12 protein-coding genes are annotated in these 15,336 nt (G+C 48.2%); 7 read left to right on the top strand and 5 right to left on the bottom strand.

All coding sequences use genetic code 11. From position 1 onward, the window contains the following. Positions 1-40: 40 nt before the first annotated feature. The gene (locus KWJ01_RS06510; RefSeq protein WP_224995621.1) at positions 41-1,735 is read right to left on the bottom strand and encodes an OstA-like protein; all 1,695 of its coding nucleotides are present in this window, start codon (positions 1,733-1,735) and stop codon (positions 41-43) included. A gap of 159 nt (positions 1,736-1,894) precedes the next feature. Between KWJ01_RS06510 and tilS the strand changes: the two genes are divergently transcribed. From tilS to KWJ01_RS06535, 5 genes are all read left to right on the top strand, one after another. After that, positions 1,895-3,238: a tRNA lysidine(34) synthetase TilS gene (gene tilS / locus KWJ01_RS06515; protein WP_224995622.1), complete on the top strand. Its 1,344-nt coding sequence runs from the start codon at positions 1,895-1,897 to the stop codon at positions 3,236-3,238. After that, a complete protein-coding gene (locus tag KWJ01_RS06520; protein WP_224995623.1) occupies positions 3,235-3,762 on the top strand; it encodes a cyclic nucleotide-binding domain-containing protein in 528 nt (175 codons plus the stop codon). The genes tilS and KWJ01_RS06520 overlap by 4 nt, the downstream gene beginning before the upstream one ends. 285 nt (positions 3,763-4,047) lie before the next feature. Then, positions 4,048-4,983: a malate dehydrogenase gene (gene mdh / locus KWJ01_RS06525; protein ID WP_224995624.1), complete on the top strand. Its 936-nt coding sequence runs from the start codon at positions 4,048-4,050 to the stop codon at positions 4,981-4,983. 197 nt (positions 4,984-5,180) lie between these two features. Further along, positions 5,181-5,831, top strand: coding sequence for an outer membrane beta-barrel protein (locus tag KWJ01_RS06530; protein ID WP_224995625.1), 651 nt, complete (start codon positions 5,181-5,183; stop codon positions 5,829-5,831). Between the two features lie 42 nt (positions 5,832-5,873). Next, the gene (locus tag KWJ01_RS06535) at positions 5,874-6,152 is read left to right on the top strand and encodes a YciI-like protein (protein WP_224995626.1); all 279 of its coding nucleotides are present in this window, start codon (positions 5,874-5,876) and stop codon (positions 6,150-6,152) included. An 83-nt stretch (positions 6,153-6,235) separates the two neighbouring features. Here KWJ01_RS06535 and KWJ01_RS06540 read toward each other — a convergent pair whose 3' ends face one another. Next, the gene (locus tag KWJ01_RS06540) at positions 6,236-7,045 is read right to left on the bottom strand and encodes a polysaccharide deacetylase family protein (protein ID WP_224995627.1); all 810 of its coding nucleotides are present in this window, start codon (positions 7,043-7,045) and stop codon (positions 6,236-6,238) included. A 71-nt stretch (positions 7,046-7,116) separates the two neighbouring features. Continuing rightward, entirely contained in the window at positions 7,117-7,869 is a 753-nt protein-coding gene (locus tag KWJ01_RS06545) for an MBL fold metallo-hydrolase (RefSeq protein ID WP_224995628.1), read from the bottom strand. A 229-nt stretch (positions 7,870-8,098) separates the two neighbouring features. Here KWJ01_RS06545 and nagA point away from each other — a divergent pair, with 229 nt between their 5' ends. After that, positions 8,099-9,211, top strand: a complete 1,113-nt coding sequence (nagA, locus tag KWJ01_RS06550) for an N-acetylglucosamine-6-phosphate deacetylase (protein ID WP_224995629.1) — start codon at positions 8,099-8,101, stop codon at positions 9,209-9,211. 141 nt (positions 9,212-9,352) lie between these two features. Further along, a complete protein-coding gene (locus tag KWJ01_RS06555) occupies positions 9,353-10,255 on the top strand; it encodes an aldo/keto reductase family oxidoreductase (protein WP_224995630.1) in 903 nt (300 codons plus the stop codon). Positions 10,256-10,443: 188 nt separating this feature from the next. Here the strand turns inward: KWJ01_RS06555 and KWJ01_RS06560 are convergent, their stop codons facing one another. Together KWJ01_RS06560 and KWJ01_RS06565 are read right to left on the bottom strand one after the other, a co-directional pair. After that, on the bottom strand, positions 10,444-13,347 hold the full coding sequence (locus KWJ01_RS06560; protein ID WP_224995631.1) for an alpha-amylase family glycosyl hydrolase: 2,904 nt from the start codon (positions 13,345-13,347) through the stop codon (positions 10,444-10,446). Positions 13,348-13,438: 91 nt separating this feature from the next. After that, positions 13,439-15,325: a glycoside hydrolase family 13 protein gene (locus KWJ01_RS06565; RefSeq protein ID WP_224995632.1), complete on the bottom strand. Its 1,887-nt coding sequence runs from the start codon at positions 15,323-15,325 to the stop codon at positions 13,439-13,441. Between the last annotated feature and the right edge of the window lie 11 nt (positions 15,326-15,336).

Here is a 15,336-nt window from a genome sequence, read left to right on the forward strand (position 1 = left end):
GCAAATATAGTTTAATCCGTTACAATGACAATGAATAGATCTACTGATCTTCTTTTTTTAAGGGAGGAGCGACTTTTCTTTCGCTTGTTGCTGCTGGAGCAGCTGGTTTTACTACAGGAACCGCACTGTTGCCGGCAGCCGGCTTAGATGCCGGGGTGGCTACTCCTGCACCACTGCTGGCCGGGGCACCTGCCCCGGCAGGTGCTGGTGGTGTAGCTGCTGCTTTCCTGAAGAGCACATCTTCTTTGCTGGGCCTTTGTTCCTCTCTCCAAACAAAACCCTGCAGGCGTGTCTGGGGTTCCTGCAACTCATGCGGGGGAACAAAAATAGCATCAGGCTGCTGGTAAAAGCGGATTTGCTGCACAGTTCTGTTGCCAAAACTAATAAGCATGCTGCTGCTGGTAAGGCGGTTCATGCCCATCATAACATTGGCAGCTTTTTCATCAAGCACAAAATAAATACTCTCGGCATTGCCATTAACGGCTACCTGTTCTAGCTCTTCCTTACCAAAGAAGGCGGTTATTAGCCTGCCCTTTACCTGGTTGTAATGGTTGATTGCAGTATCTTTAGAGATCACAAAACCATTCTGCAGCAGGCGCATGCGGTCTACCTGATTATTGTGGATTTCCATGCTGATGGTATCGCCTGTTAGCTGGTTCTGCACGTTCCAAAGCACCGGATCACGGTAAAAGTACAGAACAGAATCGGCCAGCCGATAGGCCAGCGAATCGGCAAGCCCCTGCAGGTCTTCCTTGAATATTTTCACCCGGTTCCAGGCCAGCAGGCGTTTTTCTGCTGCTACCTGGCTTTCAATGGACCGCATGGTATCGGCAGAAAGATACAGGGTATCGTTTTGTACCGGGCGCTTCATCACCGGGTTTCCCCAGACCTGCGTAACACCGGTGGCTTTATCGTAATAGGCCTCTTCGCCGGTTATAATGATCTGCCTGTTTTTGGCAGTCATTTTCACCTTTCCTTCAGCAGTAAACAGTTGCTTCTGCTTGTTGTAGCGCAGGCGGTTGCCAGTAATGATATAATCCTGGTTTTCGATAAAGCCCTGAACCACAGCGGCATTTTCCGAGCGGGTGTTGTAAATAAATTCTTCTGTGCCCTCCACTATGGTTCCGTCGCTCCTCACAATTCTATAAGGCCCCACAAACCTGGCCTGCCCTGTAAGGGTGTTATAATAGAGCGTATCGGTAGTAGCCGTAGCATCCGGAGAGGTTAGCACTACTTTGCCAAAAAAGGAAGCCTGCTGATTTTGCTTATCATATGAACCCTGGCGGCTGGTAAGGGTATTACTTTCGTCTACCAGGCGTCCGCCGCCATAATAGGAGGAGATTCCTGTGAACTTATTGAATTCAAGATTATCGGTGTACAGGGTAGCTCTGCCATCGCGGTATACCACATCCCTGTAGAGGTGTGCAGTACCTGTGTTGCCATCGTACACCAGTTGTTTGGAGGTAATATCGATTGAGTCGCCTTCCGTAACCCTGATACGGCCAAAGGCTTCTGCCTTATTTTCTGCTCTTTGTACCGAAGCAGAATCGGCATAGATCGTAGTTTCTGCCTGGCGTATCACCACATTGCCAATAAGGTAGTTGATACGCTCCCCTCCTACGCGGCGTCCGTTAATTTTATCGGCAGTAAAGCGCAGGCGTTGTTGTGCGAAGGCATCTGACATCCCCAGCAGGAGCAAGAGGGGCAGCAGGATCAGGCAAATGTTTTTTGGCATTAGAATATGCCGCTTGGTTTGCATTCTTTTCTCTCGAAAGGGTTAATTTATCAACACAGCCAGCGCCACCACTATAAAATTCTCTACCTTATGGTGATTTTTATAAATGGCGGTTTCTACCTTTGTTACAAAGGTAACGTAAAAAGGGGGCTTCTCCTTATGCAGAATTTTTTTTTGACTTACATAAAAGAGCAAGCACTCTTCGCGCTTAACCACAAAATACTGCTTGCCGTAAGCGGCGGTCTCGATTCTGTGGTAATGGCACACCTGTTCAGCCAGTCTCCTTACTCCTTTGCCATTGCCCATGTAAACTTTGGTTTACGCGGAGCAGAATCTGAAGAAGATGCCCGATTTGTTGAAAGTCTGGCACAACAGCTGGATGTATCTTTTTATACCACCCGCCTGAATGCTGCAGAAACTGCGCAGTCTGCAGGGGTATCTATACAAATGGCTGCCCGCGACTTGCGCTACCAGTGGTTCGATGAGCTATGCCAGCAGCTTAATTTTGACTGGGTAGCCACAGCCCACCACATGAGCGACCAGGCCGAAACCCTGCTGCTGAACCTAAGCCGTGGCACCGGCATAGCCGGCCTTCATGGCATTAGCGCAAAACGGGGTAAAATAGTTCGGCCGCTCCTGTTTGCCACCCGGCGTGACCTTGCCGCCTATGCACAGCAACATGGCATTAGCTGGCGGGAAGACAGCAGCAACAACTCTCTTAAATACAGGCGCAACAAAATAAGGCAACAGGTAATGCCTGTGCTAAAAGAGCTTAACCCGCGCGTAGAATGGGCCATGCAGGAAACTGCCCAGCGCCTGCGCGCTGCAGAAGGGCTGCTTCTGCAATTAGTTAATAATTTAAGGCCCCTGCTGCTGGAGGAGCGTGAGGGACATTTTTACCTGAACCTGCCCCGCCTGTTACAGGAAACAGAACCACAGTACCTGCTGGGAGAGCTGCTTACTCCTTTCGGAGGCAGCTGGCAGGAGGCCGGAAACATTCTGCAAACCTGGCAGAACCCGCTGGGCACCAGCTCGGGCAAGAGATTTTCTACCGCAACACACCGGCTGGGCATCGACAGGCAGCAGCTCATCATCAGCCCCGTTAACAGCCCGGACCCTGCTCCCACTACTGTACTTGTACCTACCGACAGCCAGGTAAGCGCCGGCAGCAATATATTGCAGACCAGAAGAATTACGGCAAAGGGTTATGTCATTGATCCCGATCCGGCTGTTGCTGCCCTTGATTTCCATAAGCTGCAATTTCCGCTACAGCTGCGCCCGCCACAAACCGGAGACTGGTTCAGACCCCTGGGCATGAAGGGCAAAAAAAAGCTAAGCGATTTTATGATCGACCACAAAATTCCTGTAAACTTGAAAGAAGAAGTGCAGTTAGTCGTTTCCGGTGCTGATATTGTATGGGTTGCCGGTTACAGACCAGATGATCGCTTCAAAATTACGCCACAAACTCAGGAAGTTTTCGAAATTAGGCTGGTTAAGCCATGATCAATCCCTTCAAGAAGTCTTACACAGATCAGGAAAATGCACTCTTCACTTTTCTTGCACAGGTAAAGCTGTTTGAGCGGCTCACCTATGACGAGCTGGCACTTTTCACTCCCTATATGTTCCTGCGCTCCTATAACCAGGATGAGGTTGTATTTTTTCGTAATGACCCCAGCCAGGCCCTGTACGTTATCCGCAATGGCAGCGTATCGCTTAACATAGACCTGGGCGAAAAAATGGAGGTACTCTCAATCCTGGAAAAAGGCCATGCCTTTGGCGACAACTCTCTGCTGGAAAACACCCGTCGCATTTACAGCTCAATAGTTGTAAGCGAACGAGCAGAGATCTTTGTGATCCCTCAGGTGAACATCCTGGATATTTTCGAGAACCACCCCAACATCAAAGCTGAAATGCTTAACTCCCTGGCAGAGCTCTACAACGGCTACACCATGAATCTTTTCAACGCCTACCGCTCCACCTTTGGCTTCTTCGATCTGGGCCAGGCCTACCTGCATCCGGATAGATAGATTTGTTGATTGCTAATCATTTGATGTGCTGCCTGAAGGTTGGATTAAAATAACATCCGCAGAAGCTAAAACTGAGATGCTAACACCTTAAAATGAATCTTTAAAGGCATTCTTAAATAGCTACAGACTTCTTACTACCAGAAAGCTTGTGTACGCCTGAAGACCCAAAATTAGCACATTAGCACATGATCGGATTAGCACATTAAATTGGCAATGCGTTGATTTTTGCCGTATCTTGGGGGCGAAAGTTCTTTTAACCCGATTCTAGACGAAAAATTTTTTATCATGAAAGTAACCGTAGTAGGTGCCGGTAATGTTGGCGCAACCTGTGCTGATGTACTGGCCTATCGCGAAGTTGTCAATGAAGTTGTTCTTATTGACATCAAAGAAGGATTGAGTGAAGGCAAAGCACTCGATATCTGGCAAAAAGCCCCCATTAATCTGTACGACACCCGTACCACCGGCTCCTCAAACGACTACAGCAAAACTGCTGGTTCTGATGTAGTGGTGATCACATCGGGTCTGCCACGCAAACCTGGCATGACGCGTGATGACCTTATCGAAACCAATGCTGGCATTGTACGCTCGGTTACCGAAAACGTGGTGAAACACTCTCCTGAAGCCATTATCATTGTGGTATCAAACCCACTTGATGTAATGACCTACCAGGCCCACATTACGGCAAAACTGCCTCGTACCAAGGTAATGGGTATGGCCGGTATTCTGGATACTGCCCGCTATCGTGCATTCCTTGCCGAAGAACTTAATGTTTCTCCTAAAGATATTCAGGCCATGCTGCTTGGCGGACACGGCGATACCATGGTGCCACTACCCCGCTATACCACCGTATCGGGTATACCGGTTACGGAGCTGATTGCCCAGGATCGTCTGGATGCCATCATTGAACGCACCAAGTTTGGTGGTGGTGAGCTGGTGAAGCTTATGGGTACTTCTGCCTGGTATGCTCCAGGCTCAGCTGCAGCCCAGATGGTTGAGTCTATCGTACGCGACCAGCGCCACATTTACCCTGTTTGCATCAAGCTTGAGGGTGAGTACGGCATCGACGGCACCTACCTGGGTGTACCGGTGGTGCTTGGTAAAAACGGTGTAGAGAAAGTAATTGAGCTTAAACTGAACGACCAGGAAATGGAGCTCATGCAAACCAGCAACAAACACGTACGCGAAGTAATGGATGTTCTCGACCGTATGAACAACAAATAGGCTTAAAATAAATTTAACTGAAGCCACTACTCCTATGGGTAGTGGCTTTTTTATGAGCTGCTTTTACAAGACTCCTGGCTGAAAATTATTACCCTCCATCAGGATATCTTTCTGGTAGCTGTAGTAGATTTGCCATGTAACATTACCCTTCTGCCAGATTTTACTATTTCAATTTTAACAGTTAATAAAGCATGTTCATGAAACACCTCCTCACGCTATGCCTGCTGGCAGCACTTGCAATGCCGGCCATGGCACAAAATCTTAAGTTTATTGGCCGGGTTAATGTGGGCTTTGGCGCCCAGTACGAAAGTCTTGATTACAGTGGAGACCAGGTAGTTTACAGCCCCGGCGGCGGCATGGGATTGGAAGCTGGCCTTGGCTACGAACTGATCAAGCGCTTAGATGCGTATGCCACACTCGGTTTTCAAAAAAACCTTGCGCTGCAATACGAAAGTGTAAACGGCACATCGAACAAAACCTCTGCCTCCTTTGGACGCGGCTATTTTACTGCCGGCCTTAACAAGCTTTTCAAAACTTCAGATGGTGTTTTAAATGGTATCATACTGGGGGCAGGGCTAAACTACAACTTCCCTGGAAAGCTAAAGCTCACCGAGAACAGCCATGATATGGGTGAGTGGACCTATACCAATGCTTTAGGCTACCAGGTAGAGGCAAAATTAAGGCTCAAATTTACAGATACTTTCAGCATGGATCCCGGCTTCAGGTACAGGAACATTTACTTTGAGTATGAGCCTACGGCTAATTCTGCCTGGCCAGCACCGGCAAACATGAACAGGCTGAACGCTACCGGTGTAGACCTTTCCCTTACGCTGGTAAAGCGTATCTAGTAAGGCACTGTGTCGTATGAATGATTAAATATTTACAAGCTTATGTACTTCATCCTTTTCTACAAAACCGTTGAGAATTATGTTGAAAAACGTGCACCTTACCGTAACGAGCATTTAGCCCTTGCAAAAAGTGCTTATGAAAACGGCGACATGGTAATGGCAGGCGCACTGGCAGAGCCTGCAGATGGTGCAGTACTGGTATTCAGGGGAGATAGTCCAGCTGTAGCGGAGCAATTTGCCCTCAATGATCCTTATGTAAAAAACGGGCTGATCAAGGAATGGTCTATTCGCCCCTGGAGCGTTGTGGTGGGTGGAGAATAGACTGCTGGTTTCATCAGGAGAGTAAAAAAAGTGGCCTTTGGAGCTTAAAAACTCCAAAGGCCACTTTTTTTAGTAGTAGTTTATCACTGGTTAGCTTTATCAGCCTTGTTTGATGCTTTGATGTGCTGGACAGCATCCAGGAAAGTGGTGGTCCAGATTTCTTTTTCATGCTCCTTCAGGAAATGCAGTAGTTTGCTGTGCGCCTCCAGGGAAACATTCAGTCCGTGCTCCCCTCCTACACCATGAAAAAGAAACACCACCATGCTCCTGCTTTGCATAGCTTTTTTTACCAGTGCAATCAGTTCATCACCTGTCTGCCCGTTGATCATATAACTGCCAACATTGTAGAGATCGGCATTGCCTTTTGGTACCAGTACGCTCTGCACGCCTCGGGCGGCAACAAAATCGACCCTGATGGCATCAACATAAGAAGTATCGCCAACAGTCATATCACCGCAGGGATATGCAAAGGTGCGCTCTTTTTTACCGTCAAGGGCCTCCAGTGCTGTATTGGTCATGCGTATTTCATCCCTGATACGGCGCAGGGAATAGGTTGACAGATCATAATCTGCCGTGACAAAACCCCTGCCGGGCAGGCTACCGTTGCAGGGATGGAACAGGGTGTGGTTGGCCAGTTCATGCTTGTTCGCTGCCACTTTTTTCCATTCCTCCAGTCTTTTTGCAAAGGGTGCCGCTGCGGCAGTCAGATAAAAGGTTCCTTTTAACTGCAGAGAATCTAAAGCTGGTACTACATTATCCAGGTGCACATTCAGGGCATCATCGTAGGTAAGCACCACGGCACATTTTTTCTTATTCCAGTCCTGGGCATAAGCAGCGGCACAGAACAGGCACAGCAACAGTAGTAAGCTGCTTTTTGTAAGTATTTTATTCATGCAGAAACAGCGCTAAGCATTATGTACGCTATGAATATAAGCTAATGCGATAAGACTTCAATAGTGCTGCACTATTTTTCAGGATACCAGTCGCGCAGGCGTACATCAATGGAGGGGTCTTTCATGTTTACAAGCGCCTTGAACTGCTCTACATCACTTAACTTGCCCTCTGCGCCACGAAAATGGTAAGGGTACACAATCCGTGGCTTAAAATCGAGTACACCATCTGCTGCCTGCTGCACATCCATGGTAAAGGGTAGGTTCATAGGTATAAAGGCCACATCTATATTTTCCAGTTGCCGCATTTCCGGAATTGCTTCAGTATCACCTGCCAGGTAAAAGCGCTGCTTGCCCATAGTAAGAATATAACCATTGCCCCGGCCTTTTACATGCCGTGCCTCTTCATTCTCTGGCAGGTTGTACATGGGCATTGCCTTGATGCTGATGGACCTCCATTTCATTTCCTCATCATTGGCCAGAGTGTGCTTCTTTTTGAAGTTAATCTCATTTCCCAGCTCATCCATTACCGCCTGCGGGGCAACGAGCTCTGCATTGGATAGATCCAGCGCCTTGAGGGTTTCCTTATGGAGGTGGTCGCCATGGATATCGGTGATCAGCACCAGGTCGGGAGCGGGAAAATCAGCAAACTTATCTGCACCGTTGTAAGGATCTACGTAAATGGTTCGGCCGTTCCACTGCAGCACCAGGCTGCCATGCATTACCGGACTAACCGTTACGGCAGACTTTTTTGCAGGTATTACATCCTGCTGCGCTAAAACGGGTACACTGAATAACAGTAAAATAAATATCAGTAGCCTTTTCATATATTTAAATAATGTAGATAAACCAGATCTGGAGCAATAGGTTATGGTTGTGGTATCCCCATCCTTGTACCTTCAATTTAGTGGAAGCCCAGCAGCAAAGTAAACAATATAAAGCAGTTCCAGCCTTTACCCTGTACTGGAGCTTTTTTGATAACAGGGAGCATTTTATCCTAAGAGATCATTTCAGATACTTAAATAAAGCCTTAATTCATTAAGCTATCCCGAAACAATGAATCTTACCCTCCTTAAGAACTGCAAATTTTACCAAACTGATATACTTCTTGAAGATCAGGAAATACTTATTGATGAAAAAACAATTCTTGCTGTGGGCAAAGCAATACCGGTAAATGAAAACATAAAGGCACTGGACCTGGAGCACCACTTAATTACACCAGGCTTTGTTGACCTGCAGGTAAATGGAGGAAAGCAGGTATTCTTCAACAACAACATCAGTGTGGAGGCATTGGCGCAAATTTTGCAGGCCCATGAAGAAAAGGGCACCCGCTACCTGTTGCCAACCCTCATCAGCAGCGAGAGTGCCAATATTTTAAAGGCACTTGAGGTAGTAGCAGAGGCCATGCATCAACATCCGGGAATCCTGGGGCTTCACCTGGAAGGTCCTTTCCTGAACCCCGGCAAGCACGGTGGCCACAATCCCAAAAACATTCGAAAACCTGTTAATACAGAGCTGGATGCTATTATTAGCCGGGGCGCCGGGGTACTGAAGATAGTGACCATTGCCCCGGAAATATTTAGCAGGGAGCAGCTACTAAAACTGCTGGAACAGGATTTTGTGGTTTCTGCAGGCCACAGCAACGCCACCTATGAACAGGCCCAGGCTTTTTTTGCAATGGGAGGAAGCTGTGTTACGCATCTTTACAATGCCATGTCTTCATTTCAGCACCGGGAGCCCGGGCTTACCGGAGCGGCCCTAAGTTCACCTGTGTATGCAGGCATTATCGTAGATGGGGTTCACTCCCATTATAGCGCTGTAAAAATGGCTTATGAGCTGAAAAAAGAAAAGCTGTTTCTGATCTCTGATGCTTCCTTTATAGGCCTGGAGCAGGATGAGATTAGCTTTGAGGGCACCAGCATACACAAAAAGAGGGGCCAGTTTTACACTGCCGGGGGCAATCTGGCGGGCTCATCCATTACCCTGCACGATGCCCTGCAGAACCTTGTTAAATCTGTAGGTATTTCCCTTCCTGTGGCCATCAGAATGGCTACCGAAATACCGGCCAGGCTCCTGGGGTTAGAGCAGCGTATCGGCAGAATTGCGGTGGGCAATTCTTCAAAACTTAATGTATTGGACGATGCCCTAAACCTGGTGCAGAAGATTTAGCCCGAATAAAACCCCTTCTTTTTAGAAATTTTACTTCTACAGCCCATTTTGTTGCCATTTACCCTACGGCTGCAGTAAATTGAGCTTTTTGTTCCAGATCAGTCGGCGGAGTCAATTTTTCAAAGTACATATTATTATACCATGCAATCAACCAAGCTATCACAAAACCTGCAAATGTCTCCCCTGGTACTGGGCCTATGGCGGCTCATTGACTGGTGTGTACCGGCCAGTGAAGTGCAGGCTTATATAGAAGAGGCCCTTTCTATGGGTATTACCACCTTTGACCATGCAGACATTTATGGCGACTATGGCTGTGAGGCTGAATTTGGTAATGTTCTGAAAAACCAGCCCCGGCTGCGGGAGCAAATGCAGCTGGTAACCAAATGCGGCATTATGCTGCGCTCGCAAAAGTTTCCGGAGCGAAAAGTAAAGCACTACGATACCAGCTACACACATATTATGCAGAGTGTAGAGCAATCGTTGCGGAACCTGCAGACCGAGTATGTTGACCTGCTGCTGATACACCGGCCTGACCCCCTGATGGACCCTTCCGAAACAGCCCGTGCCTTTGAGGAGCTGGAAAGTGCGGGAAAGGTGCGCCATTTTGGTGTATCAAATTTTACACCCATGCAGTACCAGATGCTGAACTCCTATGTTGGCGGCAAACTAACCACCAACCAGATAGAGCTTTCTCCTTATCGACTAGAGCATTTCGATAATGGGAATATGGATTTTTTCCTGAAAGAGCGGATCCGGCCAATGGCCTGGTCGCCACTGGCTGGGGGTAACCTGCTGCAACCACAGGATGAGCGGGGCGTACGCCTGAAGCTTAAGCTGGAAGCCATAGCCAGGGAAACCGGAGTTGACGGCATTGATAAGCTGGCCATTGCTTGGATCCTCAAGCACCCCAGCAAACCTATTCCAATTGTAGGAACCGGTAAAAAAGAACACCTTAAAAGGGCTGTAGATGCACTATCGGTTGAGCTAAGCCGGGAACAGTGGTTCCAGATACTGGAAGCTGCCATGGGCCATGAGGTAGCTTAGATAAGTCCCGAAGTGGCCTAACGTACATGATGTGACAGATTACTCTAAAGATCAAGAACTGAAGCACATCATTCATCCCGGATGTTGAGAAGCTAAGTTTATAAATAAAAGCGGCCATAGGAGTTCTCCAAAGGCCGCTTTTACTTTTTAACCCTACTTAAAAAATCAGGGATGAATCATTCTTTGAACTATTGCTTTACAAATTTCAGGTAGTATGATCTCCCGGCAACCACCACCCTGGCTACATAAAACCCTGTGGGCAGGCTGCTGATATTCCATTGATTGCCTGATGCCTTCCGTGGGCTGATGCTTATCCCCTGCATGTTGCTGATGCTAAACTGCTGCAGCTGTTTACCGCCCGTTTCCAGCGTAATAAGTTCTGTGGCCGGGTTGGGATAAAGCCGAAGTCCTATGGCTAACCCATTGGGCAGCCCGGTTACTGCTCCCGACCCTATCGGGTAATCGGTATACATTTTATACATCCCGGCATCTATTTGCAGGGGCAAACCCGCTGTACCTGCCTCTACTGCTTTGCCCCCGGCATAATAATCGTACCAGGTGCCGGCATGTGGGAATACAGCTGTTACGTTACGGGAAGTAACATCGAAGTTAGTCACGATGAACACATTCATTTCATCGGCACTGGCCGGTGCGTTAGTGTTAGCAGCATTTTTAAGGCTTAACTTTTTGATCAGGCCTTCATCCTGAAAACTGGCCGTGCCATTGGTGAATACTGAATACTCGTTGCGTAAGCGCAGCAGGTCTGCAGTATGGTCGAAGAGGCTTTTGTGCTCCGGGCTATCCAGGTACTCCCAATAGGCCGGTTTTGGCGATAGCCTGCAGTTATCGCTAATGGTGCCATCTTCGCAGCGGTTAATGCTGATGTCATAGCCCAGTTCTCCAAACTGCCAGATCATTTTGGGTCCGGGTATGGTGTAAAACATTAAACCGACCGCCTTTTGCCTGTTCAGGGCTGTTGCTTCATCCTTTACGCTGTAGTTCCCTGCAGCATTGCCATACGCCAGGTTCTTATACATCAGGCGCTCCTCATCATGGCTCTCCATATACCCTACCACATGCGGCACAGACCAGTTACGGGTGCCGTGGTACACCCACCTGATGTCTGATTCAGCGGCATAACCCATGGTGTTCTGGTTGTAGGCGTGGTTTAGGTTTCCCCAGACCATCATGCCTTTGCCTTCTGCAGCCCGGTATTCGGCCAGCTCTTTTTCCTCCTGGTTATCGGCAAAATGTTCCAGTATGATGTAGGCATCTCCGGTATGCTCCCAGATCTCATCGGCCATACGTTTTAGTATGGCTATCCTGGAGGCGTCATAGGCCGACCATGCACCAACATTGTCGGGATTATTGGTTTGGGTAAAGCCTTTGGATAGGTCGAAACGGAAACCATCAAAATGGTACTCCTCCAGCCAGTAAAGATTTACACTGTCTACAAAGCTTTGGGTGTAGGGGCTTTCGTGGTTAAAATCGAAGCCTACGTTGAATGGGTGTGTGGCCTGTGGGTTAAACCAGGGCGAAGCTGCCGACACAGTGCTGTTGGATTCGTCCCAGTACATTTTCACCAGGGGGCTCTGGCCAAAGGCATGGTTGAGCACCATATCCAGAATAACAGCCATACCCTGCTGATGCGCTGCTTCTATAAATTGTTTCAGCTCTTTTTTAGTGCCGTAGTACTTATCTGGAGCAAAGTGGTACATAGGGTTGTATCCCCAGCTGATGTTGCCCTCAAACTCCATAACGGGCATCAGCTGAATGGCATTCACCCCCAGGCGCTTCAGGTAAGAAAGGGTGTCTGTTAAATCCCTGTAATTGTGCGTTTCCAGAAAATCGCGCAGTAGTACTTCATACACCACCAGATCCTTAGGCTCGGGCTTTGTCCAGTTAGCTTCAGATGCTGCCCATTCATGCGCTTCCTGTGCAGTTTGCAGCACAGAGGCTACCCCATAATCTGTTTTGTTGTACCGGGGCAGGTTTGGATAGGTGGAGGCACTGATGTACTGGTCGTTCCAGGGGTCGGCCACTTTATCGGCATAGGGATCTCCTATTTTAGTGTTGCCTTCTACCCAGTACTGAAAAACATACTCCTCTCCCGGGTTTAGTCCTGTTACTTCCAGCCAGAACATTTCTCCACCCGGCGTTTGCTTCATCAGGTATTCTGAAACTGGTAGCCAGTTGGTAAAGTCGCCTACCACATAGGCAAAATCTTTTCCCGGAGCCTCCAGCACAAGGGTTACTTTGGAAGGATCATCTTCGTGATAGTTAATCCCCTTGATTACCCCAGCGGGCAGTGCTGCAGTAACTGGCTGTGGGTACAGGTATACCTGGATTGTTTTGCTGTTTTCCACTTCTACCCCATTGATCACCGCCACTACTTTAATGGTGAGCGCCCCAGCTTGTGTGGGAACATAACTGTAGGTGATGGTTTTACCGCTGCTTAGCTGCTGCTTCTGTACAAAAGCGCCCTCCTCCCTGATGTATAAGGTAATAGAAGAAACAGCAGCAGAAGCCTCTGCCTGTATCTGCAAGGACTCTCCCTCCTGCAGGTAAATTTCTGCAGTTTGTGGCTGGCTTATGAGTACATAAGGTCCGCTTGCAATGTTGACGAAAAAGTCGCCATTGCCGGCAACAGCTCCCCACGGGTAGTCACCTGCTGCGATAGTAGCTTTTTTGTCGCCGGCGGCATTGCGGAATACCATGGCAAGACGGTAGATATTAGTGCCTTCGGCTACCCCATAGTAACTTCTGGCTGTGGGCGAAAGGGTAATTTCCCATAGATCCTGGGCTCCTTCAACCCTGGTCATTTCTCCAATGCCGTCATCGGCTCCCCAGTTGCCCTTTACATTAGTCCAGGCAGTGCCTGTAGGACCATCAGTAACTACCCCGGAGTGCATGTATACTTTTGCTGCACCTGCTAACTCCCCTCCTCCAGCCCAAGCATTGAAGATGATTTTGATTTCATCATCAGCGCCTGCACCGGCAGGTTCGATGCTTACTATCTGCTGTGCAAAACCTGCAGTAGCAGTGATGATAAGGATCAGCAGGCTTAAAAAATTGTGTATAGGTTTTATCATATGAGTAGTTGGTGAGGGTAATAGAAATTGCTGGCAGTGATCAACTTTTATCTTGCAGAACCAGGGCCCAAGCGAGCGGCGCATAACACCCTCAATCCGCCTGCTTTTTAAGCTCCAGCACCAGGGTGGTTTTTGCAGGTACTGTAAGGGTATCGCTGGTATTCAGTACTTCGTCGGTTACAATGTTATGTGCTTTGCCAAAGCCTGCCATTCTTTCGCTAAAGCGGCTGGTGTTTACTTTACGCGCTTCGGCTGCTGTGTTCATTACCACCATTACCGTTTGCTCTTCGTTGTAGCGGAAGTAAACGTAAACAGCATCCTCGGGTACATACTGCATAAGCTTGCCTGTTTGCAGTACCTGGTTTTGCTTGCGATAATTGGCAAGTTTTTTCACATAGTTGAAAGCCTCGTTTTCCTGTTCGGTTCGCCCTGCTGCCGTAAACTTATTTTCCTTGTCGCCTTCCCAACCGCCTTTAAAATCTTCACGCACTTTACCATCGGGGTCGGCATGGTTCTTCATCAGTATTTCTGTTCCGTAGTACAACTGTGGAATACCGCGGGTGGTGAGGAGCCAGGCAATGCCTGATTTGAATTTGTTAAAGTCTTCGCCAACTACAGAATAAAAGCGGCTTATGTCGTGATTATCCAGAAATACCACATTGCGGGTTGCATCCTGGTACTGGTAGTCGCCTGCAAGGGTATTGTACAGCTTGTTCACTCCATTGGTCCAGCCCCACTCTCCATTGAGCGCCTCATTAATGCCCCACAAAGCCTGAAAATCAGTTACACCCTGAAGCTCTGTATCCAGCGGCTGGTTTACCGTTTTTCCCTGGGTAAAGTATACCTGGTTGGGAACACCATGCACCCAGGTTTCGCCAAAGAAGGTAAACTGCGGATACTCCTCTTTAATGGCCCTGCCCCATTCTGCCATATATTCGGGATTGTTATAAGCATAAGTATCAAGCCTGAAACCATCCAGACCGGCATATTCTATCCACCAGATATGGCTTTGGGTAATGTAATTCCGAACGAAGGGGTTATCCTGGTCTACATCAGGCATGTGGCTGTCGAACCAGCCATCCATCATTTGTTTTTTGTCTGCCTCAGAAGCATAAGGATCAAACAGCACCTGGTCTTTGTAACTGGTTTTAGTATACTCGGGCCACTGGTGCACCCAGTCTTTGGAGGGTAGGTCCTTTATGATCCAGTGCTGGCTGCCAATGTGGTTGTGCACCAGGTCTTTGATCAGCTTCATATCGCGCTTCTGAAGCTCATTGCCAAGCTGGCGGTACAATTCATTTGAGCCAAAGCGCCGGTCTATTTTATAGTTCTCTGTGTTTGCATAGCCATGGTAGGATGTTCTAGGCTGATCATTTTCCAGCACCGGGTTTAGCCAGAGGGCGGTAACACCCAGTTCTTCTAAATAATCAAGCTTATTGATGATGCCCTGTATGTCGCCGCCATGGCGGTAGTACATAGAATCGCGGCTGAGTGTGGTTTCCTGCATCCCCTTCACTACATCGTTGGTTTTATCACCATTGGCAAAGCGGTCTGGCATGATCAGGTAAACAAAATCTTCGTTGGTTACTCCAGTGATGCGCTCCCGGGAGTTATTACGGGATTTCAGCTCGTACTGGTAGCTAAGCTTCTTTTTGCCCTTTTGCGTAAAAGTGATAGGAAAAGTGCCTGCCGCTGCATCAGGGGCTATCTCCAGGTCCAGGAAGAGGTAGTTTGGGTTTTCAACCTTATGTACCTGTGCCAGCTTAACACCCGGATAATTTAAGCTTACTTCCCTGGAGGCGATTTTGTCGCCATGTACAATAAGCTGCAGTTTCGGGTTTTTCATGCCCACCCACCAGAAGCCGGGCTCAACCCTCTCCAGCTGCGGCACCTGTGCGTAAAGCTGTCCTGCGCCTGACAATCCACTCAGGATGATCCCCTTCAGGACCAGGCAAAAAAGTATAATACCGTGTTTCATGTTCATTAATA

Origin of the sequence: Cesiribacter sp. SM1 (assembly GCF_020178975.1) — a bacterium.
GTDB lineage: Bacteria > Bacteroidota > Bacteroidia > Cytophagales > Cyclobacteriaceae > Cesiribacter.

Bases quoted from the DNA above. Each gene is read 5' to 3' on its own strand.
- KWJ01_RS06510 (WP_224995621.1), bottom strand. From the start codon at position 1,735: ATGCCAAAAAACATTTGCCTGATCCTGCTGCCCCTCTTGCTCCTGCTG.
- tilS (WP_224995622.1), top strand. From the start codon at position 1,895: ATGCAGAATTTTTTTTTGACTTACATAAAAGAGCAAGCACTCTTCGCG.
- KWJ01_RS06520 (WP_224995623.1), top strand. From the start codon at position 3,235: ATGATCAATCCCTTCAAGAAGTCTTACACAGATCAGGAAAATGCACTC.
- mdh (WP_224995624.1), top strand. From the start codon at position 4,048: ATGAAAGTAACCGTAGTAGGTGCCGGTAATGTTGGCGCAACCTGTGCT.
- KWJ01_RS06530 (WP_224995625.1), top strand. From the start codon at position 5,181: ATGAAACACCTCCTCACGCTATGCCTGCTGGCAGCACTTGCAATGCCG.
- KWJ01_RS06535 (WP_224995626.1), top strand. From the start codon at position 5,874: ATGTACTTCATCCTTTTCTACAAAACCGTTGAGAATTATGTTGAAAAA.
- KWJ01_RS06540 (WP_224995627.1), bottom strand. From the start codon at position 7,045: ATGAATAAAATACTTACAAAAAGCAGCTTACTACTGTTGCTGTGCCTG.
- KWJ01_RS06545 (WP_224995628.1), bottom strand. From the start codon at position 7,869: ATGAAAAGGCTACTGATATTTATTTTACTGTTATTCAGTGTACCCGTT.
- nagA (WP_224995629.1), top strand. From the start codon at position 8,099: ATGAATCTTACCCTCCTTAAGAACTGCAAATTTTACCAAACTGATATA.
- KWJ01_RS06555 (WP_224995630.1), top strand. From the start codon at position 9,353: ATGCAATCAACCAAGCTATCACAAAACCTGCAAATGTCTCCCCTGGTA.
- KWJ01_RS06560 (WP_224995631.1), bottom strand. From the start codon at position 13,347: ATGATAAAACCTATACACAATTTTTTAAGCCTGCTGATCCTTATCATC.
- KWJ01_RS06565 (WP_224995632.1), bottom strand. From the start codon at position 15,325: ATGAAACACGGTATTATACTTTTTTGCCTGGTCCTGAAGGGGATCATC.